Annotated in this window: 19 protein-coding genes and 2 pseudogenes; 13 read left to right on the top strand and 8 right to left on the bottom strand. The window is 59.4% G+C overall.

Annotated features, from left to right (window positions below; all coding sequences use genetic code 11):
• Positions 1–159: 159 nt before the first annotated feature.
• Positions 160–1809: a chaperonin GroEL gene (gene groL, locus ACVISU_RS29210; protein WP_456709207.1), complete on the bottom strand. Its 1650-nt coding sequence runs from the start codon at positions 1807–1809 to the stop codon at positions 160–162.
• Between the two features lie 85 nt (positions 1810–1894).
• Entirely contained in the window at positions 1895–2209 is a 315-nt protein-coding gene (groES, locus tag ACVISU_RS29205) for a co-chaperone GroES (protein WP_456709206.1), read from the bottom strand.
• Positions 2210–2678: 469 nt separating this feature from the next.
• On the opposite strand from groES, the gene ACVISU_RS29200 reads away from it, so the two are divergent.
• From ACVISU_RS29200 to ACVISU_RS29170, 7 genes and pseudogenes are all read left to right on the top strand, one after another.
• A complete protein-coding gene (locus tag ACVISU_RS29200) occupies positions 2679–3626 on the top strand; it encodes a hypothetical protein (protein ID WP_456709205.1) in 948 nt (315 codons plus the stop codon).
• Positions 3627–3769: 143 nt separating this feature from the next.
• Positions 3770–4102 (top strand): annotated as a pseudogene (locus tag ACVISU_RS29195) (3'-5' exonuclease); the annotation flags it as partial.
• Between the two features lie 303 nt (positions 4103–4405).
• Entirely contained in the window at positions 4406–5104 is a 699-nt protein-coding gene (locus ACVISU_RS29190; protein ID WP_456709204.1) for an SGNH/GDSL hydrolase family protein, read from the top strand.
• Between the two features lie 62 nt (positions 5105–5166).
• Positions 5167–6171: a S1/P1 nuclease gene (locus tag ACVISU_RS29185; protein ID WP_456709203.1), complete on the top strand. Its 1005-nt coding sequence runs from the start codon at positions 5167–5169 to the stop codon at positions 6169–6171.
• A gap of 33 nt (positions 6172–6204) precedes the next feature.
• Positions 6205–7305 carry a hypothetical protein gene (locus tag ACVISU_RS29180; RefSeq protein ID WP_456709202.1) on the top strand — a complete coding sequence of 367 codons (1101 nt, stop codon included), beginning with the start codon at positions 6205–6207 and terminating at the stop codon, positions 7303–7305.
• Between the two features lie 854 nt (positions 7306–8159).
• On the top strand, positions 8160–8336 hold the full coding sequence (locus tag ACVISU_RS29175; protein WP_456709201.1) for a helix-turn-helix domain-containing protein: 177 nt from the start codon (positions 8160–8162) through the stop codon (positions 8334–8336).
• Positions 8337–8592: 256 nt separating this feature from the next.
• Entirely contained in the window at positions 8593–8901 is a 309-nt protein-coding gene (locus ACVISU_RS29170; RefSeq protein WP_456709200.1) for a hypothetical protein, read from the top strand.
• Between the two features lie 52 nt (positions 8902–8953).
• Here ACVISU_RS29170 and ACVISU_RS29165 read toward each other — a convergent pair whose 3' ends face one another.
• The gene (locus ACVISU_RS29165; RefSeq protein WP_456709199.1) at positions 8954–9262 is read right to left on the bottom strand and encodes a winged helix-turn-helix domain-containing protein; all 309 of its coding nucleotides are present in this window, start codon (positions 9260–9262) and stop codon (positions 8954–8956) included.
• 181 nt (positions 9263–9443) lie between these two features.
• Between ACVISU_RS29165 and ACVISU_RS29160 the strand changes: the two genes are divergently transcribed.
• The 3 genes and pseudogenes from ACVISU_RS29160 (at position 9444) to ACVISU_RS29150 (ending at position 12283) form a co-directional block, all read left to right on the top strand.
• Entirely contained in the window at positions 9444–9632 is a 189-nt protein-coding gene (locus ACVISU_RS29160; RefSeq protein WP_456709198.1) for a sigma factor-like helix-turn-helix DNA-binding protein, read from the top strand.
• Positions 9633–9669: 37 nt separating this feature from the next.
• A pseudogene (gene istA / locus ACVISU_RS29155) lies at positions 9670–10577 on the top strand (IS21 family transposase); the annotation flags it as partial.
• A gap of 668 nt (positions 10578–11245) precedes the next feature.
• Positions 11246–12283, top strand: a complete 1038-nt coding sequence (locus ACVISU_RS29150; RefSeq protein ID WP_456709197.1) for a Fic family protein — start codon at positions 11246–11248, stop codon at positions 12281–12283.
• Positions 12284–12473: 190 nt separating this feature from the next.
• On the opposite strand, the gene ACVISU_RS29145 is transcribed toward ACVISU_RS29150, so the two are convergent.
• The 3 genes from ACVISU_RS29145 to ACVISU_RS29135 all read right to left on the bottom strand — a co-directional run bounded on the left by ACVISU_RS29145 (position 12474) and on the right by ACVISU_RS29135 (position 15516).
• The gene (locus tag ACVISU_RS29145) at positions 12474–12887 is read right to left on the bottom strand and encodes a hypothetical protein (protein ID WP_456709196.1); all 414 of its coding nucleotides are present in this window, start codon (positions 12885–12887) and stop codon (positions 12474–12476) included.
• Positions 12888–13463: 576 nt separating this feature from the next.
• Complete coding sequence (locus ACVISU_RS29140; RefSeq protein WP_050424578.1) at positions 13464–13670, bottom strand: cold-shock protein; 207 nt, start codon at positions 13668–13670, stop codon at positions 13464–13466.
• A gap of 217 nt (positions 13671–13887) precedes the next feature.
• Positions 13888–15516 (bottom strand): acyltransferase family protein, encoded by a 1629-nt coding sequence (locus ACVISU_RS29135; RefSeq protein WP_456709195.1) that lies wholly within the window; start codon positions 15514–15516, stop codon positions 13888–13890.
• Between the two features lie 888 nt (positions 15517–16404).
• Between ACVISU_RS29135 and ACVISU_RS29130 the strand changes: the two genes are divergently transcribed.
• The 3 genes from ACVISU_RS29130 (at position 16405) to ACVISU_RS29120 (ending at position 20560) form a co-directional block, all read left to right on the top strand.
• Complete coding sequence (locus tag ACVISU_RS29130; protein WP_456709194.1) at positions 16405–18645, top strand: tetratricopeptide repeat protein; 2241 nt, start codon at positions 16405–16407, stop codon at positions 18643–18645.
• Positions 18646–19002: 357 nt separating this feature from the next.
• The gene (locus ACVISU_RS29125) at positions 19003–20178 is read left to right on the top strand and encodes an MFS transporter (protein ID WP_456709193.1); all 1176 of its coding nucleotides are present in this window, start codon (positions 19003–19005) and stop codon (positions 20176–20178) included.
• Positions 20179–20194: 16 nt separating this feature from the next.
• Entirely contained in the window at positions 20195–20560 is a 366-nt protein-coding gene (locus ACVISU_RS29120; RefSeq protein ID WP_456709192.1) for a DUF3088 domain-containing protein, read from the top strand.
• A gap of 26 nt (positions 20561–20586) precedes the next feature.
• Here the strand turns inward: ACVISU_RS29120 and ACVISU_RS29115 are convergent, their stop codons facing one another.
• Together ACVISU_RS29115 and ACVISU_RS29110 are read right to left on the bottom strand one after the other, a co-directional pair.
• The gene (locus tag ACVISU_RS29115; RefSeq protein WP_456709191.1) at positions 20587–21558 is read right to left on the bottom strand and encodes a LysR family transcriptional regulator; all 972 of its coding nucleotides are present in this window, start codon (positions 21556–21558) and stop codon (positions 20587–20589) included.
• A gap of 598 nt (positions 21559–22156) precedes the next feature.
• Positions 22157–24277: a prolyl oligopeptidase family serine peptidase gene (locus tag ACVISU_RS29110; protein WP_456709190.1), complete on the bottom strand. Its 2121-nt coding sequence runs from the start codon at positions 24275–24277 to the stop codon at positions 22157–22159.
• Positions 24278–24424 lie beyond the last annotated feature (147 nt).

Below are 24424 nucleotides of genomic sequence, written 5' to 3'. Positions count from 1 at the left end.
GAGAGGCTGGAGGACACTGGCCTTTTTCAACTTCCGCATGAAGCTCAGGGCTCGGGCTCCGCGCACCAGCATAACAAAGGACATGAACGCGGCGACAAGGAAAAACCCCGGCATTGGTGCCGGGGTTCTGTAATTCTCGTATTCTTCGATGCGGCTGGATCAGAAGTCCATGCCTCCCATGCCGCCCATGCCGCCGCCCGGGGGCATGGCCGGGCCGGCTGCGGCTTTCTTCGGCAGCTCGGCGACCATGGCCTCGGTGGTGATCAGCAGCGCCGCCACGGAGGAGGCGTTCTGGATCGCCGTGCGCACGACCTTGGTCGGGTCGATGATGCCCTTGGACACCAGGTTGCCGTACTCGCCAGTCTGCGAGTCGAAACCGTAGGCGTACTGTTCCTTCTCGAGGATCTTGCCGACGATCACGGAACCGTCTTCACCGGCGTTGATCGCGATCTGGCGGGCCGGCGCGGACAGCGCCTTGCGTACGATCTCGACGCCGGTCTTCTGGTCGTCGTTCTTGGTGCGCAGGCCCTTGAGCTGTTCGGCGGCACGGAGCAGAGCGACGCCGCCGCCTGGGACGATACCTTCCTCGACCGCCGCGCGGGTCGCATGCATCGCGTCATCAACGCGATCCTTGCGCTCCTTCACCTCGACCTCGGTCGCGCCGCCGACGCGGATCACCGCGACGCCGCCCGCGAGCTTGGCGAGACGCTCCTGCAGCTTCTCACGGTCGTAGTCCGAGGTGGTCTCCTCGATCTGCGCCTTGATCTGGGTGACCCGCGCCTCGATGTCGGCCTTCTTGCCGGCGCCGTTGACGATCGTGGTGTTTTCCTTGTCGATCATCACCTTCTTGGCGCGACCGAGCATGTTGAGGGTGACGTTCTCGAGCTTGATGCCGAGGTCTTCCGAGATCGCCTGGCCGCCGGTCAGGATCGCGATGTCCTGCAGCATGGCCTTGCGGCGATCGCCGAAGCCCGGAGCCTTGACGGCCGCGACCTTCAGGCCGCCACGCAGGCGGTTGACGACGAGGGTGGCGAGCGCTTCGCCTTCGACGTCTTCAGCGACGATGACCAGCGGCTTGCCGGTCTGCACCACGGCCTCGAGCAGCGGCAGCAGCTCGTTCAGCGAGGAGAGCTTCTTCTCGTTGATGAGGATGTAGGCGTCGTCCATCTCAACGCGCATCTTGTCGGCGTTGGTCACGAAGTAGGGCGAGATGTAGCCGCGGTCGAACTGCATGCCCTCGACGACGTCGAGTTCGGTTTCGAGCGACTTGGCTTCCTCGACCGTGATCACGCCCTCGTTGCCGACCTTCTTCATGGCGTCGGCGAGGAACTTGCCGATCTCGGCATCGCCGTTGGCCGAAATGGTGCCAACCTGGGCGATCTCCTCGTTCGAGGTGACCTTCTTCGAGTTCTTCTGGAGGTCGGCCACGACGGCCTCGACCGCGAGGTCGATACCGCGCTTCAGATCCATCGGGTTCATGCCGGCGGCGACCGACTTGGCGCCCTCGCGGACGATCGCAGCCGCGAGCACGGTGGCGGTGGTGGTGCCGTCGCCGGCCGCGTCAGCGGACTTGGAGGCGACTTCGCGCACCATCTGGGCGCCCATGTTCTCGAACTTGTCGTCGAGCTCGATCTCCTTGGCGACGGTGACGCCGTCCTTGGTAATGCGGGGAGCGCCGAACGACTTGTCGAGCACCACGTTGCGGCCCTTCGGACCGAGAGTGACCTTCACCGCGTTGGCGAGGATGTCGACACCACGCAACATGCGGTCGCGTGCGTCTACGCCGAATTTGACTTCTTTGGCTGACATATTGGTTTCCCTGAGTTGTCTTGGTCCCACCCTTGGCGAGGCGCCCGGCAGGCGCTCCTCAGGGGTGAGCGGTGCGAGCGGTTGGTTAGGCGGCTTTCTTCTTGGAAGCGGGGACGTCGAGCACGCCCATGATGTCGCTTTCCTTCATGATCAGCAGGTCTTCGCCGTCGATCTTGACCTCGGTGCCCGACCACTTGCCGAACAGGACGCGGTCGCCGACCTTGACGTCGATCGGGGTCAGTTTGCCGCTCTCGTCGCGGCCGCCGGGGCCAACGGCGACGACTTCGCCCTGCGACGGCTTCTCCTTGGCACTGTCCGGAATGATGATGCCACCCGCGGTCTTCTCTTCGGCGTCGATGCGCTTGACCACGACGCGGTCGTGAAGTGGACGGAATTTCATGCAGCCCTCCTAAGCATTTGCACGATTTGAGGATTTTCAGGTATTAGCAATCGATTCCCGCGAGTGCTAATCACGGGCCGAGCTGAAATAGGATTGGATTTTTGCGGGAGCAAGGGACTCTGGCAGAAAAATGCAGCTCACGTCGAATGCGACCCGGTACATGGCGCGCGTCGGCTTCGAATATCCGAACGATGTCGGCAGCCGGCTCGCGCAAGACGGAGTTCCAGCCTTCGCGCATCGACCTGCCGCCGCCTACCCCCTGCTCTCCAGTCGTGCTCGCGGTGAAGGATTCGGCGCCTTACCTTCCGGAGCCTCGCGACGTGATCAAAACCCCGCTTGGCCACCGAGTGACGCAACGTCACATTTCCCGCGGCTACCCTCATCCATGTCCTGTCCGTATTGTTACGATTAACTCCCTGTTTGCATTTGGGATCGGGCGATCTAAGCTTTAGTCGAGTATGGAGCTCCCTTGTCGACTAAGAACAGCTCTGACGAGGTCGCACAGACCTTCCGTCTCTTAACAGCCTTTCGTGCGCTGCGAACTTCTGCCGACCGTCGCCTTCGCACCTTCTATAGCCGGCCACGGCCTGGCCTGAAGTATTCGGAGGAATGGCGCTCTCTGGTCCGATCCAGCGAGCTCGGTGACGATATCAAGAACGCCATTGGCGATCTTCCCATCTCCATCCCGGGACGATCCGCAGTCGACGTCTTCGGTCGTCTGATCTCGATCCGCGCCCTATACGATGAACGAGAAAGCCTACATTTGCGGGAGGTATCAAGCCGAACGTTCTGGGGACTATCGAAGGTCCTCGACAACCGGTCCGACCTCATTGCGGCTTTGCTTGGAATGGCGGAATGTCCCTACCCCGCTCAGCCGATCCATCTGAACATTTATTTTTCGGGAGCTTTTTCCTGGATACTGTTCATCGAGAACAAGGCGTCATTCGAGCGCGCGATCCGCGACGCCAGAGAAGCGCTCACGCATGGACGATTCACTCCCTATGCCGGCGCTGCCTTGATCTATTCTAGCGGCTTCATGGGAACGGCCGGACGGATGCGAAAATCGTCCGGCTCTAGGGCGTTCTATTGTCTGGACGCTGTCTCTGCTGCAACCGAGTTAGAGGCCTTCGACGCGGCCTTCTACAGCGACATCGACGTCGACGCAGCCTTCTGGGGCGACCTCGATCATGCCGGCATGGCCATTCTCTGTAGCCTCCGGACCAACTTTCCTTCCGCGCAAGCGTGGGAGCCAGGATACGCGCCCATGGTAGTTCGCCTCGCTGCCGGGGATGGCCACGCTCCAGAAGAAGCCAAGAAAACTGGCCAAAAACCGATTCTATCGACGGGCTGTAAGTTCGCCGACAGTGTTTTGATTCCCGCCTTGACGAAACACGGTCGATTCATTGACCAGGAATGATTGGCTAAGGCCGCTTGTCGGCCGCAGACCTGCTGCCCTCTCCGGAATTCTTCCGATCGCCGCGGCCGAATTGCAGCGAGAAGCCGCCTCCCCGTTCGGCCATCGCGAACGACCGGCCCGGCGAAAAGTGCAACGACGCAAATTCACTCAACGTGGTTGACGGCTGCATGCCTTCAGATTTGGGTGCCGGCACCTCCGCTGAACTCGAGGAAGAGCGTCGACTGCTGTACGTCGCGATGACGCGGGCGAAGGATCACCTCCACTTGGTCGTGCCGCAGCGCTTCTTCACGCACGGACAGCATTCCCAAGGAGACCGTCACGTCTATGCGTCACGGACCCGCTTCATTCCGGAGAAGCGGCTAAATCTGTTCGAGAGGACGAATTGGCCCAGTATGTCGGCTGCGGCGGCCGCGCGCGGTGCTGGCCGAGGTCCTCGGATCGACATCGGTGCCCGAATGCGCGGCATGTGGCGCTGAGAACGGGCTTGACTGCAGCTTGACGAAACCCTCGCCAGGTCCTGAAAAGATGAGGCTGCATGCCGAGCGCCGCCGTCGACGGCTGCTGTATCGCTCAACGATCGCTTGGTACGCTTCGGACATTTCGGTTCGAGCGGCGAATTTCCCACGAGCGTCTTGGGAGACCGCATTTTGGCTCGATGACGGACTGGATTTGCCTCCCTAGCACTGGTAGCATTCGAAGCGTTTCACAACTTATTTCGCATCCGTAATCCCATTGTCGTACTTGCCCTCCAGACTGAGTGACATTTCCGAGGTCCTCGCATGGCCGAAGCACCCTCCACGACTGCCATTCCGGTAAAACCCACGGCTTTCCAGCACAGGATGTTAGCTCTGTCGGAGCACTTGGCCGGCACCGGCGCGATCAAGATGGTCGCCATAGGTTCGTCCACGACCGCCGGCGAAGGTGACATCGTTCCTTACCCGCAACGTCTCGAGAGCGCCCTGCGCCAGCGGTACCAAGGCCACGTCTTCGACGTCCTCAATCGCGGCGTCGGCGGCGAAGAGGCACCCGATGAAGCGAAGCGATTGCAGAGGGACGTCATCGCCGAGCGGCCGAGCGTGGTCATCTGGCAGGTCGGCACGAATGCTGCGTGGAAGGGATATGACCTCGGCGTAGTTGCCGAAGCGATTTCCGACGGCCTGGCGATGCTCTCGCAGCTCGGCGCGGACGTAATCCTGATGGATCCCCAATACGTGCCCGCGCTACTTACACCGGCCGATACGAAGGAAGCCGGCGAGCGAATGGTTGATCTGATCAAATCCGCCGCCGAAGCCGCGCGCTACCCGGTCAACGTATTCTACGACATGATGCGGCGTTGGCACCTCGTGGAGCACGTCTCCTTCGATCGCATCGTCGATCCGCGGGACGGCGACCGGCTGCATCACAGCGACTGGAGCGCGCGCCGAATGGCCGAAGCACTCGCCGACACGATCGTCACTGCCGCAGCCCGTCAGGCCTGACGTTTCACCAATTTTGACCAACGAACGAGGACCGCCGCATCATGTCGAGACTTGCAGCCACATTGTCGCTCCTGGTCGCCCTTCTGCTCCCGCAAGGGGCGTTCGCGTGGAACGCCACGGGGCATCAGATCGTGGGCTCCATCGCCGACCAGTTGCTGACCGTGAACGCGTCCCGGCAGGTGAAGCTGCTCCTGGGCGTCGGACTGCGCGAAGCAGGTCCGTGGCTCGACTGCGTGAAGAGCGTCCGCAAGCAGCCGGACGGAACCCTGTCCTATTCTCCACCTAAGGAGGAATACGACAAGCCCTGTAAGGCATTTTCGAACGACCATTCCGCGATGATCGACTACGTCGGAAGGAACTGGATGAATTGCGTGTATCCCGAGGTGCCGAACACCAGCGCCAACACCGGCTGCCACAACACGTATCACTTCGACGACGTTGCGGTTCAAAGGGACCGTTTCGACAGGAACTACGTCGGTACCAACGACCATGATCTGGTCGCGGCGATCAACGCCGCGATCGCCGTCCTCCTCGACCGACCCGCGCCGCCGCCGTTCGATATCAAGAACAAACGTGAAGCCCTTTTCATGCTCGCGCATCTTGTCGGCGACCTCGGCCAGCCGCTCCATGTCGCCGCGCCCTATTTGGGACCCGACGGCAGCCTCGTCGATCCGGACGTAACCCACACGATCGATCCGAGCACCGAGACCGCCGGCGGCAATTGGATCAAGGATGGCGCAAGCGACAACTTTCATTCCGAGTGGGATGACAATCCGAAGGACCTGACGGATACGGCGCCCCAAGCCCTGGTCGACGCAGCAAGAGCACTCCCGCCCCAGACCGGCGCGATTGAGGACTGGTCGGTCGCCTGGGCGAGCGACACGATCGCAGTCGCGAAGAGGGCCATGGCCAAGGTGAATTACACCCAGACTGGACCGAGACTATGGTCCATCGATTTCCAGGACGGCCACGACGCGTATTTCCGCGACGCGGACCAGACCAAGAAGGACCAGTACGTCAAATGCGGCGCACGCCTGGCCGCGATCCTCAACAAGATCTGGCCGTAACACCGCCTGGACTTCACGAAAGGATAGACGCAGATGTTCGACGCACCTCAAGGGCTGTACACCGCAACGGAGCTCCTCGACGGGTTCAATCCGGAACACACCCTCGCCTTCACCAAGACCTTCGATTTCTCGGTATTCCGGGCGTTTGTGAAGGAAGGTGGTGCCGTGCCGAAGACGCTGGATATCAGGCGCAGACAAGCGGAGCATGATTCATGCATCGGGGATGGCCTGCGCAGATTCTTGAAGGCGCACGACCGCCCTTTGGTCGGGATCATGGGCGGGCACTCGGTCCCTCGCGACGATGCTGCCTACCGCGATCTGGCACTCCTCGCCGGACATCTCAACGAGCGTGGCTACCTCATCGTGACCGGCGGCGGGCCGGGAATCATGGAAGCCGCGCACTTCGGGGTGGTCTTCTCCGGGCGGAACGCGGCCAAGTTCGACGAAGCGCTCGCTTTGCTGAAGGGTACCCCGAGATTTCCCAATCTTGACGGCCTGATCGACAGCGACGGTAACGTCGCGCCCGATATGGAAGGAAAGCTAATCCAGGCACGGGACTGGCTGGCGGCTTCGCTCAAGGCGAGATCGATGGCCGAAGGCGAGCTCCCCGTCAGCCTGGCCATTCCGACATGGCTTTATGGCGCCGAGCCCACGATGCCGTTCGCAAGCCACTACGGGAAGTATTTCCAGAACAGCATCCGCGAAGAGGCGCTTGTGAACAACTCCCGCGCGGGCATCGTCTACGGGCACGGCGGTGGCGGAACGCTGCGCGAGATCTTCCAGGACGTCGAATTGAACTTCTACGCCAAGGAGCCGAAGGATTTCACGCCGATGATATTCTTCGACAAGGCCGGCTTCTGGACCAGCGAGCCGGACATCAAGGGCACCGTCGTCGTGCATGACAGGATAAAGCTGGATCAGGTCGTACCGAATATCCTGCGCACAGCCCGCCTTAAGATAGATAAGGACGATGCCAAGGTGAAGGAGTGCCTCGACAAGATCTATTTCGGCGACGTCTATGACGACATTGACCGTATCCTGCGGGCCCACGCGCCTACCGCGCAGTCGAACCGCGCATTCGCATTGAACGCCCAGCCCTTGAAGGTTTCGATCTCACGGATCAATCGCGCCTAGGAACACGGCTAGCTGCCCTGAGCGTCAATTGCGAGGATGTCGATGAAGCGTCCTCCGGCGTCAAACTCGACGCCCGTAAGTTCTTCCTCCTCATAGAGACGCAAGCCGGGCTCGATCCGACCGAGGTTCTTAACGAGATAGTTTTGTAAATCGCGTTCGAACGCAAACCCATTCGATGTCTCGACACATCATGATCAAGCTCGTTGCCTGTTTGCGACGTTGGCTCCTCCTTTTCCATGTCCTTCTTGTAGAGAGGAGGGCTATCTATTTCCGAATTCCATAGTCGGTACTGATCCGGCCCCAACTTGTAGAAAAAGATCGTGGCCGCTTCCCGGCTTAACGTTGGAATGGTGTCTGCGATTATGATTGTTGACCGACATACCATCGACATGCATGATCGAGCAGGAGCCAAGCGATCAGAGCGCTCCCCTCATCCGACATCAATGGAACTCTGTTTTTCGAGGGAGAGCTTGGCTAAATAAGGGATGGGCCCCCGAGTATCTGTCGACGGCGTACACGACCATCTCATTCTTATGTCTCCGCCGATATTGACTGGCGCGGGGCGAAAATGGCTCGATTGCGTGTCAGTCACGGAGCGGTCATGCAGTTTCAATCGGGTCCCCAGCAAGCATCGGACAAAAACGCTCGACAGCGTGTGCGGATTCCGCTCGGTGTCGCCCGGCTTTCCGAGATGATCTCGCCCACCTTTCCGATTTGAAGTCGCCCACCATTCCGGGATGATGTCGCCCGGGGTATCGCAAGAGCGAATCCGGGTGACGAGGCCTCTTCTGGCTCCCTTAAGGTCCCCCTTTCGGCTTTGCGAAGGGGGACCCTGGATGCCGACGGAGAGGCTTGTGACGCGCCGTGTGCGCGATGTGATCAGGATGAAGGCGGCTGGACTGCCGAGCCGCGAGATTGCTCGGCGGATGGGCGCGGCGCCCTCGACAGTGCGGCTCACCATCCGGCGGTTCGAGGCCGCAGGCCTGAGCTGGCCGTTGCCCGACGAACTCACGGGTGCTGTCCGTACTTAAGCCCCAGTGTTCTAAGTTGATTTTTGCAGTGTCCTACTTTGGATTAAGCGAACGGAAACCAATACTTAGCCGTTGTTCTCGGTAACTACTGAGTCGCGCGGTGGATGTTCTGCACATAGCAATCGTTATGGTCCGCCAACTGTTCTCCATCCACAGCGATGGAGTGTTACCGGGGTTCTCCGTGGGGGAACGGAGTTCCGACAGAAACAAGTCTCGCGCGTGTGCGTTGATAGGTCGATCAATCCGGGTCACGGCCATGGTTGATAAACGCATCATCAACCGCATCTACCGATCGCACAACTTGGACTCCCGGATAGTCGAGGAAGCGATCAAGGTCTCAGGGCGAGCATTTCAGCTACTCAGGGACAATCCGGCGCCTGACACATTCATCGGTCGCAAGACGCAGGAGCCATTCCCGCAAGAGGAAAACCGGTATGGCTGGACCGAGAAAAGGGCGGCGCAACGACACTTCTTCCAAGCGAGCCCGAGCCAGGTTGCGCGAGCTGATCGCCAAGTCGAAGAAGATCAGGCCGCTTTCGGAAAAGAAGGCCGCGCCGCCCCCTGAGCCGCAGAACGAGCCAGCGAAAGAGTAAGGCCGCCTCAGTTGGCGGCCTCTTTCAGTATGGGGGCGGCTTTATGGGAGATTCGGACGTTTCTTGAGGCCCCTTATCGTCCCTTTTATCGTCGTCCTTCACCTTGAAGCTTCGGTTGGGGTACCACTCCTTAAAACCCCATGTACCGCGCCCCACGCGCACCACGTCACCGACGTCGGCCATACGGCGCGTAAGCACTGAGCCAATCGTATTGGCGGGCTCTTTCGAGTTCATATGAAGCCCACCAGCCTTAAACATCGCGGCAAGTTCCGGATTCTTAAGTGGGGTTCGCTTGGATGCCAGAAGGGCCTTAGCCGCGTCCACAATAGACATGCCAAGGAGGGCTCCCGGGTGCTCTAGGGAGCCATTAGGTACCGCAAGTAGTTGCCGCGACAACCTCTGGTTCTTGCATAGGCCTATGCCACTTTTTCCCGATCCCGTAGTCGCACGGACTGTTTCCCAATGTTTCATCGGCTACGAAGGAGGAACCGGCGCAGTTTGTGGGGACGCTTACATGCCGATCAATCGAGCCAAGCACTGGACTGCTGAGGATGACATTGCGCTGATCGCGCTCACCGGCGTACCCGGGATGACGCAGCGGGAAATCGCAATCCAACTTGGACGCAGCGAGGCTGCCGTTAGCGCCCGGCTAACGACCATCAGGAAAAGCGGCTGCATGAATACCGATCCCCAAGTGTCCTAGTTTGTTCTTCCGAGTGTCCTAACTAGGACAGCACCAACTCACGGACGCGGCCCTGGCGGCCCGCCTGTTCGCCAAGACCGGCAACGGTAATCGGCAGGGTCATCGCCGCATCGCCGAGCCCGACTGGGCGGCGGTGCACCGCGAGCTCAAGCGCAAGCACATGACGCTGTCGATCCTGTGGGAGGAGTACATCGGCGCGAGCCCGGCGGATACCGGTACTCGCGCTTCTGCGAGCTTTACCGCGCCTGGGAGGGACGCTTGTCGGTGACGATGCGCCAGGCGGACGCGGCCGGCGACAAGCTGCTCGTCGACTACGCGGGGGCGTGCCAGTGGTGGTCGACCGCCTCATTGGCGAGCGGAGGAAGCCGCAGATCTTCGTCGCCGTGCTCGGCGCCTCGATCTTCACCTACGCGCAGGCGACGTGGACGCAGGGCTCGCCGACTGGATCAGCGCCCATGTTGGCGCCCTCGCGGCGATCGGCGGCGTCCCGACGCTCTTGGTGCCTGACAACACCAAAGTCGCAGTCATCAAGGCGAGCCTCTGCGACCCGCAGATCAATCGCACCTATGCGGAGATGGACGCGCATTACGGCACGGCCGTCCTGCCCGCGCGGCCGCGCAAGCCGCGCGACAAGGCCAAGGTCGAGCAGGCTGTCCTCATCATCGAGCGCTGGCTGCTCGGCCGCCTGCGCCACCGCGTCTTCTACAGCCTCACCGAGGTCAACGCAGCGATCGGCGAGTTGCTCACCAGGCTCAACGAGGAGCGGCCGGTCCGACGGCTCGGCGTGACGCGCCGCCGGCTGCTCGAGGAGGTCAACCGGCCGGCGGTCAAGCCGTTGCCGGCAAGGCCGTACGTCCTCGCGGAGTGGCGGATCCGCCGCGTCAGCCTCGACTACACGTCGAGGTGGAGAAGCATTATTACAGCGTTCCGCATCGCTTCGCGCGTGCCGTTGACATGCCGCTTCGCTTGGACAACGCCAGGCGTTGCCCACATGCCCACAGCAACCGCAACAGAAGCAGAAGAAGTTCAAGCCGCGATTCCAGGTTGACCACGCGGCTCGCCAAATGCCAGAGAAGCTGCCGCCAGAACGCCTCGTCACCGGGCGAGATCAAATCGGAAAGGTGGGCGACATCGTCTCGGAATCCCCGAGCAACTTCACATCGGTATACCCGGGCGACTTCGTCGGAATCCGCATCACTGTTCTCAGATTCGGCTTCCGGCCCAGGGCAATGTCTGCTCTGGGCCGTCCGTCGGAGACATCTCGATCGCCGCATCAGAATACTGACCAAGATCGGCGACGTATGACCGTCACGCTAACCAGGCGGGTGGGCAACGGCATTTTCGTGTCAGGCCAAGCCCAGCACTGGCTTACGATCTGCCCCGCCGAGTTGGCGGCGCGCTCCTTAACTCGCCAAAGCGGTGGGCCTTCATCTTATCGAGTTCAGCTTCGATACGGTCCAGCGAGAGACCCGTAACGCCAAAGCGTTCAAACAACGACGCAATCAATGGATGAAGCCTGTTGCCAACCGGCAATGAAACCGGCAATTTCATGGACTTATTTTTATATAACCTATTGATTTATTTATATTACAACATGCAATGAAAGCGGCAAAATGACTTCCACCACAGCGATGGAACCTGTTTTTCCGGAGGAAAACAAGGCGCTATCAGACCTTGCAACCGATCTGGTTGCTAGAAGTAATGCCCTGATGGGACGCCTCCATCCGCTCATTCAGGAGGGCATCGGCGATCTGGTCCGCTCGATGAATTGCTACTACAGCAATCTCATCGAGGGCCACCACACCCATCCAGTCGACATTGATAAGGCTCTGGCCGGCGACTATAGCGCGGACCCCGAAAAGCGCGACTTGCAGCTTGAAGCGCGGGCACACATCGACGTCCAGCGGAAGATCGACCTCGGCCTGGCGCCGCAGCCTTCTACCTCCGCCGAGTTCATCCGCTGTGTGCACAAGGAGTTCTGCCAGCAACTGCCGGAAAACCTGCTTGTCGTGTCAGACCCCAAGTCCGGCAAGGAAGTGAAGGTCATTCCGGGCGAACTGCGACAGGTCCACGTACAGGTCGGGCGCCACATTTCACCAGCGCCAGAAGACCTGGCCCGCTTCCTGGCACGCTTTGCGGAGGCCTACGGAAACATCAAGCTTCCCAAAATACAACGCATCATCGGTGTGGCGGCGTCGCATCATCGTCTTTTGTGGATTCACCCGTTCGCCGATGGCAACGGTCGCGTTACGCGCCTCGTCTCGCATGCCTTTCTTAAGGAGCTAGGCATTGGTTCAAGCCTCTGGTCAATTTCACGCGGACTTGCTCGGGCTGTCGACAAGTACAAGGTGGGCCTGCGAGCCGCCGACGAGCCGCGCCGGGGCGACCTCGATGGTCGAGGCAATCTCACCCAAGCTGGCCTGGTGGATTTCTGCACGTTCTTTCTGTCGAGCTGCGTTGACCAGGTAGCATTCATGGAATCGATGGCCCGCTGGGCTTCTTTCACCTTGCCGAGGATTTCTGCCCCGCAACGGTGCTTTCTTGCAGCCGTGGCTTTGGCGCTCTCAATGCTCGCAAATACGAGCTCGTGCTCTATCATTGATAAGCATTCGATCGAACTGACGCTCAAAGCCGTCGCGTCCGTGTATTGAACAGTGTGTTCGGCGATGGTGCGGCCGCTATTTATCAGGGGGGCGGAGCCGGGCTCAACGACACAAAGCGCGGGATGATGCCCGTCAATGGCCTGGGCATACGACGCATGTTACGCAGCATCAAACTTGTTTGTTGCATCTCTTCCGTCCATCTTGCGAGCAGATGGGTGACAGTTGGCGTCAAGCCACTTCATGCTGTACGCCGATCAGACCGGGCCTTCCTGCGGCGCCGCCGCGACCTGCGACGGCGATCGCAGGGAGCAGGATGCGGCTTAGCGGCATCCAACGCCTGCGTATGAACATCGTTGGACGAGGGATCGATGGTTGATTGGGGCCGCTCTCTTTGATCGGCGACCGCTCTTTCGAGCGCAGAGAGGAATTGCCGGCCCTCTTGCGTGATTTGCCAGCCGAGAGCATCGCGAACGACAAACTTCGCCGAAAAGATATTCAGTTCCGGCGCCTGTTCGGCCAACCGCTTCATTCGATCGGTCCAGTCGCGGCCGCTGTTCATCAGGATCTCCACGGCGCGCCGGACTTCGGCAACAGAGGCGCGCCCGGCGGGCTGACCGGCCAGCACTTTCAGGACGGTCAGCTGGAAGGACACTTGTCGTGTCTCCGATAGGCTGTGCGGTGCAGTTCCCTGCAATGGATCAAGGCTTAGGCTGCATCGTCAACAACATGGCGCCGTTAACCTCAACTATTTTGGCTAATCCGGCGCGCCGCGTCCTGAAATCGCGCGCCGGCTCATGCGCGAACGGTCCTCGCGCGGGAACGGATGTCAGCGCCGCAGGCTCGTATCGTCCATAACGGACGAACTCGCCTCGGTAAGTTTCCTTCAGAAGCGACAGCACAGGCTTTGAGCCGTGAGCGATGTCGCGCAGCAAGACGCTGCGGGACATGGGCGGCGTACACCCCCTGCCCGCTCGGCAAGAGCGTACGGTTCGGACCCTTCATAACACCGGGGTTATCGTGTCAGGTCGGCACTGCACCAAGGGCAAAATCCGGAACTTGCCGTGCCATCGGCGAGCGATGCCTCGATTGAAGAGTGCCATGGGGCGCGCGGCAAAGCCTCAGTCGAAAGCGACGGTCGTAAAGGACCGTCCGGCGCACCATATACAAGGCATCGCCGGACAGGTGCGAGATCATAGGTTGCAGGAGGCAGCCCGGAGGTGCACTTCAATCAGCCAACCCGAAGATCCTCAGCTGACGTCTTGCCCGAGCGTCCGGCCTTGAGCTCGTAACTGACCCGAGCTCCCTCTTCGAGGGTGGTGTAACCGGCCTTTTCCACGGCACTGATGTGCACGAACACATCGGCACTTCCGTCCTCCGGCCGAATAAAGCCATAACCCTTGCTGGAATTGAACCACTTCACAATACCCATTGCCACGGCGGCATCTCCATCAGTGAACCTTCGTGATCTAGCGAAGAGTCTCGCAGCCATCAAGGTGGGCGGCAAAACGACGCTCGTCCGCGGCGGCAGTCACGTCCGCAACTTTCCTGCCCGATGACTGCGATGCTGACTCGTTTGTGCAGCGGCTGTAGCAATACCCTGACGTCGGAGATCTTCAGGGGAGCGGGATTCGGATGGCCGTTCAGCCTGCAGCTCAATCATCGCGCGCCACCTTCTTACAGGAAAGTTGCAGAGCCAAGGACGTATCGTGCGCATCCGGAGCCGAGCTGGAATGAATGCTGCGATCCCCCTTGCAGAACCAGGCGACCGCAAACTCCTTTGCGCACCCCGGCGCAGGATCGGCAATCCGTGCCGCCTCTGTACGAAACGTACACCCGTTCTTACCATCACACGCTTCTGCAAGTGCATCCGTGGTGTTGCCGCGCGCTGACATCCAGCGGCAATTGCCGCCATACGTGCCGGAAACAACCGAAATACCCGATTGCGTGATGGCATTGCCGGCCGCACCCCGCAGCGCATATGCGGCCGCCGCGCCAACAAGTGCGGCAAAGCCGACAGTTCCCAATCGCACCAGGAGCCTGCGCTGTCCCGCCGAGGCCGCCTGATAGGCGCCGCGAATTCGCCGCCGGGCCGGTACCTCGAAGCCGAAATGCAACAGGATCGCGGCGCAAGTCGCCAAGGCGAAAGCGAGAGCGAACGCACCGAGATGTCCAAGCAGTTCGCTCGCTGTTTCCCAACGCACCACCGGAAAACGCCGGAAGATGATGATGTGTATAAGATAAAGGGCAAAGCTGGCCTCGCCCAGAAAGACAAGCCACCTTGCCGACAACAGCCGTCCTGCAGTGCTGCCGGGCTGCGCCGCCGCAACAAGGATGAGCGCAACCGGTGCTGCGAGAGCGATATTGTTGCGTGTAATATCGAACAGGCTCATGGAAGCCTCAAATGGCGGCTTGTGGGCGGTAAACCAGAACACCCAGCTAATCGCACTGAGGCCAACAATTGCCGCGATGTCGAGCAGAGCGCGAGACGGCTTGAAGTCCTGCGCCGACCACACCTCATGGAGCCTTGCCAGGCAACAGCCGAGAACGAACTCCCACACCCTGCAAAACGGCGAAAAGTAGACGATCCATAGGATCAGCGTGTTCTTCCAATTCGGCAGGGCCGCCTCGGTGCCATAGGCATGAAGCGCAAACAGGTTGATGCGGCCCTGCAGCATGAGCACCGCAAGGTCGATGCCAAGCTCGATTGCGACGGCTCCGACGGCGCAAACGACCGCGGCGGGCACAGTTCTGATCTGCGCAAGCAGAGGGCAAACGAGCGGAAAAACGAGATAGAAAAACCACTCGGTGCTCACCGACCAGGAGATGATGCCGACCTCCTCGTACTGCCAGACGGGAGCTACTCCGGCGATATTTGCGAAAAACCAGGTTTGAACCATCCCGAGTTGAAACGGGACAAGGTGCGTTGAGAATCCTTCGGCCGGCGGCTCGGTTCCGAGGAGCCACGGCCAGACAAACGGTCCGGTCAGCAATTGAACGAGAAAGAGAACAACAAACAGAGGATAGATCCGCGCTATGCGCGCCACGAGAAAGTCCGGGATCGCTTTCCGCGGGCTGCTCACAATCGAGCTGCCATAATTATATTGAATGACAAAGCCACTCAGCGTGAAGAAAACCGACATTCCGAGCAGGCCGAGTGTCCCGACGCTGATATCGAGCCCGAGGCTCGGTCCCTGCAAGAACACGCTGCCGCCGTGAGACAATGCGACCGCTGCCGCCGCGACAAACCGGATACCGGTCAGCGCGGGTATCTGCTTAACCATCGATGTCGCTCGTCATTTGCGAGGTGGGTACAAATCTTGGCGATCGATGGCACCAAAGGCTGGCGGCTGAACACACCGCTAAAGGCAGGAAGACTGATCGCATCGCGCGAACTTGCCATGCGATCAGCCAAACTCCTGCGGAAGCTCAAATCGGTGATAAGAGCGCCCGTGCAGCTTAGTGGGTATCCGGCCAGCGCTGAAACTCTGACTTCTGGTAGGGCTCCTCGGATCCATATTGCGACCGGTTCTCGCCCAAGCTATGTCCCCTGACTGTCATACTTGAACCGCGCCATTGTCTCACCGGAAGCCTTCCCGAACAAGTTGGCGCCAGCCAATTTGCTCCGCTGCGAAGGGAGCTTAGGGCGCAAGGTCCCGATGAAAGTCCAAGGTCAAAGCAACAGGTTTTCGTCACCGGCAGCCTCACAACGGATACATGCACCGGTTCACGTCCCACGCGGAAAAGCCGCGAGCTATCATCAGCCAGCCAACACGAGATTCGCGTGCAGCGGCGGAGTTGCACAAGGTGCCCATCCTCGCGAGACTTTTACGACGAGGTTCGTCCTTACGCCTCCGCCACCAGCGCGTTCAATCTTTTTGACAGCGACTGCCAAGGAATCTCGCTGCGGATTGGTGCAGCAATTTACTATTCTCGTCCTGCACGACCGGACGCGCTTTCGCTTGAGTCTGGCGTGCCAGAGAAGGAAAGGAACGCGTGATGAAAAAGAAGATCGCTGAGATCAAGACCACGATCCGCACCACCACTCCGTACACGGGTACGCTCTAGGTTGGTGCGACGGATGCCTGGATGCATCTACCTGATGAGAGCATTGCAGCATCGGAGGGTGGTCGTTTCGACCACCCTCTTTTGCGACAGTTCGGGAGAGTAAAATGGTTGATCTGATCCAGCAGCGCGTGGTTTCAGCCATATCGGCATCCGTCGAGCTCAGTGCGATCACGATTTTGAAGGCGGAAGCGGGCATGGCACCAGTGCCAACGATCAAATCGGCACTCGCGAGCTCCAATTCAAATTTCTCGATCACTGACGGCGACTGGCGGACCGGCGGCTATCTTGCTGGGCTGCAACCCCTCATTGACGCCGAACTAAGGTGGGCCACAGAAAATAGGCCCAAACTGGTTGAGGCGGCACAACAATCCTTGAAGCGGCTATTTCCCCTCCTAGAAAGCGGCGCCTTTACCGTGCCGAAGGATCTCACCAATACCTCGAGCAAGGAGGAGCGTACCCGGTTCTATCATCATGAATATCAAAACAAGCTCCTGGTCGGCCTGGCCGAATTCCTGATCAACTGCGCCCGACAGCTCAACGAGCGCCACATCATCGTCATCGATCGGGCGGCGGCCCTGTCCGGCTCGGCCAAGAATCTGATCAAGCTACTCGTCAGGCTGGACGACGATGCGCGGCTGTTTCGGTTTGTCCTGGTCGATTATGAACAGCGCCTCTATTTCCCGGACGCCAACGAGGTCCATTTCGGCAGATATAGCTCGCAAGAGCTATGCTCGATCCTTGACCGAGACCTACCTGCCGAGAATCGACGGCAGATCTACGAGGCAAGTGGCGGCAATCCGTTGATTGCGGAGGCCTTGAGCAAATGCGCTGCGGCAGGATTACCAGTCGTCGGCTATCTCGACCCGACCGCGACCGTGGACCTCTATTTAGCCAGCCTCGATACCGGAGAACGCCACGCTCTTCTCAAATCATACATCGAATCCGACTGCACGACGCCTGACCTGATCGCACAGCGAAACTATGCGACCTTCGAGCCGGCGACCGCAGATCATCTGCACGAGCAGTTGCACCACGCTTGCCTGGAGCGTTATCTGGCGGGCAAGGCGCCTCTCGTTATGCTTCATGCGTTATCGGTACGGGACAAGTACAAGCGTCTGGAGCTGCTTGCAGAACCAAGTCAGATCCTCCAGAGCATTGGCCTGTACGATCTCTGGTTTGGCTATTTCGGAGAGATTTTCGCCGATCCCGCGCTTCGCACCTACGGCTCCGGGGATGCCAGCGTGAATGCCGCCTTCATCAACGCGGCTTTTGTGCTGTACTCACTCGGCTGCGGGCGGGTGTCGGTGCCCTATCTGGATGAATTCTACAAAACGTTCCCAAAGAGCCGATACACGCCCACCGTTCTCTATGCCCAATCCATGACGTATGGGCGCTATCAGCAGCCGGTCAACCTCACGCTGGCCGAAGAGTATGCGTTACGGAATTTGGAGACCATCGAGCGGGATTTCAGGGAGCACGACAAGTACGATTACATCAAGGTGTTTGCCGAGAACGCCTATGCCTACATCAAGGCCAAACAGCAGAAGTACGACGAAGCCCTCGCCCTTTGCGCCGAAGGCCTTGGCAAGATGCTCAAGGCGTATGGCGACGAGCGCTTCAAGCTTCACCAATCGATTCTGGTCTACAACACCAGTCAGGTCTATGAACTCATCGACGAACTATCTCGGGCCGAGAAGCAGCTGCGTGAGGCCATTGCCTATGATCCCTACTATGGAGAGTATCACAACGACCTGGGGAACCTGCTTTCGAAGGTCGCTGGACGGGAAGCTGAGGCTCTGGAGGCCTATGCGCGCGCCATTGAACTTTGCCCACCCTATTATGAAGCCCACCTGAACAGGGCCGCACTTCGCAGCAGAATGGGGGATGCCGCTGGCGCACTCGCCGATCTCGACAGGACACTTGTCGTCAAGCCAAACGAATGGCGGGGTCACTTCGAGAAGGGCAACATCTTGATGCGACAGGACAGGCCGAAGGCTGCTCTGGAGTCCTATCTGGCGGCGGCCGAGATCAATTCCAAAAACCCCGACCTACAGAGCAATCTCGGCCTCGCCTACTCCGAGCTTGGCAAGTCGAGCGAGAGCATCGCGCACTATGTTCGAGCCCTTGAACTCAACCCTCGGCATGCGCTCACCCACAACAATCTCGCCATCGAATACTTTAACGAGGGTCGGCCGGATATTTCATTGAATCATGCGACGGTCGCTGTCGAGATCGGGGGAGATCCAGACTACCTGCTCACCCGCGAGCACATCGAGAAAAGCCTGCAGGCCGACCTTGCCTCGCGGCGGGACCGGGCTTCTGCATCTTCCGCCAAGCCTAAATGAGCTTGGCTCATGGCACTCTTGCCATTCGAGCAGCGTGAGACAGGATCGCTCAGGAGTTGATGGCGGCACCTCAGAGCTTCGGTTTCGTCTAGCGGATGCGTCGCGGCAGGCGCGGCAACAGAGGCTGACCGGCAAGGAAGCGCCTAAGCCGGCCTTGTCGTAGCGACCGAACGCCATCGGGAAGTACAGGGACGTAGATAGGTAAATAGGATGCCTTTTGCCATACCGTCCTGTTGCCAGAGCATTCATAGATGGGCTTGTGGGCTCATCGCACCGATGTCGCATCCCGAAGCCCGCGCCCCCCACCTGTCCATCCGCGTCAAGCGATCCGATGATTCTCGATGAGCTAGGTCAACAATGAGCGGGGCGAGCACACGGCAGTTCATCTATCTCTCGCATCTAATCATCCAGATCGGCGGCTGGGCGTTCCGTATTGGCATCCTGATCGGCCTTCTGCGGTCCGGCATGAGCGCCGCGGGTCTTGGCATTGCGGTCACTTTTGCGCCGATCATGCTTGGCAGCCTCTTCCTGTCACCGTTGGTCGACAGGGGCGACCCGATCTCAGCCATGATGATCGTCAATGCTGTACGCATTTGCGCGCTGCTCGCCATCTTCGGCAGCGACGGGGCCGATTCGTTTCTGAGCTATGCTGCAATGGCCGTCCTGAGCTTGGTCCAGCCGGTCTATTTGTCTGCAGAGATTGCTTTCTTTCGTCGTATTACATCGGAAGACGGCATGATCGCGGTGCTGCGCAATATCGCCAATATCGACTGGCTGACCTATCTTTTGGGAATGTTTGCTGGTGCCATGCTGACCGACCAATTGCACTTGCCTGGCGTCTTGGCCTTCAACATATCGGCGATCATGCTGTCCTTGGTCGTGCTCCTTGGCATCAAGCAGCAGTTCAGAAGGACGCCAGCCGTGCTTGAGGCGCGGCCTTCCGGAACCGTCCTGGACTTGGCGCCCCTCTATCCCGCATTCTTGGCTGTCTTTCTGCTCAACCTAGGCGCCGGCATCATCAACGTCTATCCTGCGATACATGCCACAGCTGACGGCGTTCTCGACAAAAGCGTTCTACTGACGATCGTCATGACGAACGGCGTTTTTGCCTTGCTGGGCGCGCTCGCGGTCAAGCCAATTTACGAACGGATGGGCGCTTTGCCAACCATCTCTGGCGCCGCAGTCCTGCTTGCGGCATGTCTTGGAATGATGTCACTCGATGCGGGCCTGCTCGTGGTGATCGCGTCCAGCAGCGCAATGCTTGGTTTCGGCCAGATATTTGCGGCTGCCGCTCACGCGCACATGGTGTCTGCAGTGGCTCCGGACCGCGCCGGTCGCCTCTCCGGGTTATTTCAATGTTGCACCTATAGCGGCGTTGCGGGAAATGGCATTGCCTTGTCGCTTCTAGGTGATTGGCCTCTTGGAACAATCCTTCTCCTATGCGCGGCGAGCGCCTTTGTTGCCTTCGCCGTTGCGGCCTTCGCGGTGGTCAGTGCAAGGGATACTCAAGCTTCACGTCCCGCCGATCGCTAGATCAGGGATCCACACCATGCCATGGGATCAGCTGTTCCTGTTGGAACACCCTTTTGAGGATCCGGCCTTGCCGGGGCGACAATTCTATTGCTGGCAATGCATGCTATTGGACGGGTTGCTGTCCGCGTTTCCAAGCCGCGCTGCGAGGCTCGACGTTCGTCGGATTTCCTGGGCGAGACCACGAACCGCACTCATCGAGAAGCTTGGCCGGGATCACCAGTCCGCGCCGGTTCTGATTTTGGAAAAGAAAGGCCCTTTACCTGAGAATGCGAAGTACGCCAACGGGCTCGCCTATGTTGACGATGTATTTGCAATCCTTGATCTTCTGGCCGCGCGCCACGGATTTCCGGCGCCTTACCCTCGAACAGTCGGCACCTTTTAAGTCATGCTTTTAAGTCATGGTGGTCATCAACGACTTGATGCCAGCAGGAACCGATCGGGGCGCTTCAATCGAGCGGCTTGCTTGATCTGCCGGGCTGGGGCCTCTAAAGGCGATTGCTGATGATCCCGGTCCAGTATTTCTGACAGCGCCCACCCCTCAAACTGTTTGACGGCGGCGCTGTTACGGGCTTGTCCGCTAACAAACATGTAGATCGACCGATTGACCGGCACGAAGCCGAATGGAGCTATAAGCTCCCCTTTCTCAAGGTTGCTTCTGACCAGAATCTGCGAGGATATTGCGGCTCCCAGCCCACTTTTTGCTGCCTCCATCGTCAAGGAAAATGTATCAAAGATGACCTTGCGCGATTCCCGCAAGCATATTGCAGCTGCGCTGGCCCATTCGCTCCAGGCGTCCAGCCTGTCGGCCTCGTGCAACAGATAGATCGACAGAATATCTTCCGGGTTTTTGATGGCGTCGAGCGCAGCTGGCGCACAGACTGGGCCAATCATCTCATTTGAAGCGTGCACCTCGCGGACGGGAAGCGGCCCCTTCAGCGGGCCGGCGACAAATAATACGTCCAACGCACCAACAGCCAGCGCGTCAAGATCGGCTTCGGTTTCAAAGACAAGGTCAATGTCCGGATAGAGTTTGCGGAATCGACCGATACGGGGGAACAGGCCGTGCGATAGAAACGTGGTCGAGCACCCGACCACGACGAAGGGTCCCGCATGGCGCCTTCGCAGCTCGTAGCACCCCTTCTCGAGCATGGTGAACGCGCTCGCGCAGCTGCGCTTGAGCTGCTCGCCGTCGGATGTCAGCCGCACGCCCGAACTATGGCGCACGAATAGTTTCCTGCCGAACCAATCCTCAAGCAGGCGCATCTGGTAGCTTACCGCGCCGGTGGTCATATTTAGCCGCTCGGCCGCCCGTGAGAAACTTGGAAACTCGCTGACTGCCTCAAACAGATGGAGGCTTTTCAGGATCGGTAGCTTGCGCATCTTTCTTTCCTGCCTCTCTCACTGGGATAGCTGCTGTGGAGCCGTGCAGTGTGTGCCGATTTTCTCCAGCAGCGACGACCGCTGTCGTTCAATGCCGGAACTGGCCACGACGAGACCTCCTAGGTATTGGCCCTGTCACGGCGAACTCAACGACCTGGCTCCCTGCCCAGCCGGTCGACCAGCCGTCGATCTAGGCACATACCCCTTGAAATTCGGTGCCCCTGAGGCACGCTTGGATTCCGTATTCGGTGCAGGGTTCATCGCTGCGCGATCTCTCAAGCAAAGCCAAAACCGAGCTTGAGATTTAGAACACCGACTCATGGCCATTCTGACTCAGCAAAGGTCGATCCTTCATGAGGGGGTGCGCCTTGCCAGTTAAATTGCATGACGAACCGCAAACTGCGGGCTTGTGTTCGAGCACCTCTAGCGCTGCGGCAATTCGTTTAATTCCCGTTGAAATCTGCAGCATCTGGTCCGTCGATTGGCCCGTTCTGTGTATCGCCTCGCATCTCGCCTCGATGATTGAGCTGACAGACGTGGTGACCAGGCATCATGAATGGTCTGGAGCCTGGTTCGATTGGCCCGTCCGCCGGTTTATTCAGAACAATAGCCGCCTCGACGCGTAGGTGTATTCAAGGGCTAGTCGACGCGCCGTTTCGATCAGGTTGGCCGCCGCGCTGTGCCCCCCATCGATGTTCTCGTAATAGAAGTAAGGCTGGCCCAGGGCGGCGAGCTTTGCCGCGGCCTTGCGACCATGCGCGGGATGCACACGATCGTCCTTGGTGGAGGTCAGAATTAGAGGCGCGGGGTATGGCTTGCCCGGCACTAGTTTCTGATAGGGCGAGTAGGCTTCGATCCAAGCCCGCTGCTCGGGAAAAGCGGGATCGCCGTACTCGCCGATCCAGGAGGCGCCGGCACCCAATTTGGTGTATCGAAGCATGTCAAACAGCGGCACCTGAATGATCGCCGCGTTAAAGAGCTCGGGACGTTGGGTGATTGCGGTGCCAACGAGTAGCCCGCCCTGGCTGCCGCCAATGACACCGAGCCGGCGCGGACTTGTGATCTTCCGGCGGATCAGGTCCTCGGCAACAGCGATGAAATCATCCCACGTCGTCTGCTTCGCGGCCCGCTGGGCTGCTTGATGCCATTGCGGGCCAAACTCGCCGCCCCCGCGCAGATTTGCAACGACATAGGCATTCCCCTGTTCGAGCCACAGCCGCCCCACAGGGCCTAGATAAGAGGGCAGAAGCGAAGCTTGGAACCCGCCATAGCCATAAAGTAGTGTTGGAATGGCGCCGTCAAATCTCGCGTTTTTCGGTCGCACCAGAGAATATGGAATTGACGTGCCATCACGCGAAGTCGCTTGGAACTGCTCTACGACATGCTTGGAGGCATCGAACGCGGTAGGTGTCGTCTTCAATTCCTCGAGTTTTTGAGTTTTTGCATCAAAATACCAGACTGACGTTGGCCTGAGATAACTTGAGACAGCGAACATGGCCTGATCCGCCTCGTCGGAGGCGGCTGTCACGCCGACACTGGTATGTTCTGGTAGCGGGATTGGCGTGGCCGACCAAGCTCCCTGATCGTACTTGTACACGAACGCTTTGCTTTGAACGTTATCCAGGATCGTCAGGATCAAGAGGTTCTTTGTGAAGCTTAGCCCACTCAGGGCCTGACGAGCCCCAGGTTTGAAGACAAGCGAGGCTTTGGCGCGCAGCGGATCGGCTTTCCATTCGGTCAGGTCATACGAGATCAGCGAGCCGGCAGTGAAGTTGACATCCCCCGACGGCGTCCACTCCTCGTCAAGTTTCACAAGCAGGCGATGGCTCAAGAGGCCTACGATCGCCGCTTTTTTCGGCAGATTGAGTTTGACGAGCCCATCGGGGCGGAAGAGCACGTACTCATGCTCGAAAAACCCGATCGCTCGGATGACCCCGGTCGCATGAACATGACCTTCATTGTCTCGAAGTACCAAGGGCACCGCCCGAACATCGTTGGGTTCGCCGCGAAAGACCTCGCGCGCCTCGCTGAGCGGCTGAGCGCGTTTGAGCTCCTTGACCACGAAGGGGTAGCCGGCCTGCGTCAAAGAGCCCTCGCCCCAGTCCCGTGCAACAAGGAGCGTGTCTCGATCGACCCAGCTGACGCTCTGCTTGCCCTCTGGAAGATAAAAGCCGTCCGCAACGAAGCGCTTTGCCTCGCTGTCGAACTCGCGTATGGACGCGGCATCCTTGCCGCCGTCTGAAAGGCTGATCAGGCAGAGGCGCTCTTCTGGCGGAAGGCAGCTGCCGCCTTGAAAGATCCAGTTCTTGTTCTCGGCAACCGCCAAGGCGTCCACGTCAAGGATGGTTTCCCACCGTGGGTCTTGGCGACGATAGCTTTCAAGCGTGGTGCGCCGCCAGATGCCGCGCACATGGTCCTCGTCTTTCCAAAAATTCTCCAACCCGCGATGTCCCAAGGAGACGTATGGAATTCGATCCTTGGCCTGCAAGATTGAGAGCGCCTGCTCGTAGAACCGGTGATAGCGAGGATCCGATTGGAGCACGCCAAGTGTCTTCTCGTTCTCGGCCCGGGCCCATGCCAATGCGCCCTGTCCTTCGATCTCCTCGAGCCAGAGGAATGGATCCTCCGTGACCGCGGCCACGTTTCGCTCCTGTGAAATCGCAGCGGAGGTGACGCAGGCAATCGAAAGCAGCGCTGCAGAGAGAAGTGACGTGTTCATGGACTTGCTCCGGCTGAGGTCGAGCGGCCACGTTGGCCTGACGCGTCAAGCAGAAGCTGCAGAAAGTACGCAACGCATGACATGGTTCGGCTCGCGCTATCTCGCGAACCGTTCACTGCAAGCTGCATGCCGAGCAAAGCGCCGCAA

It is taken from the genome of Bradyrhizobium sp. USDA 4452, assembly GCF_054063575.1.
This window is presented reverse-complemented; position numbering and strand designations above follow the sequence as displayed.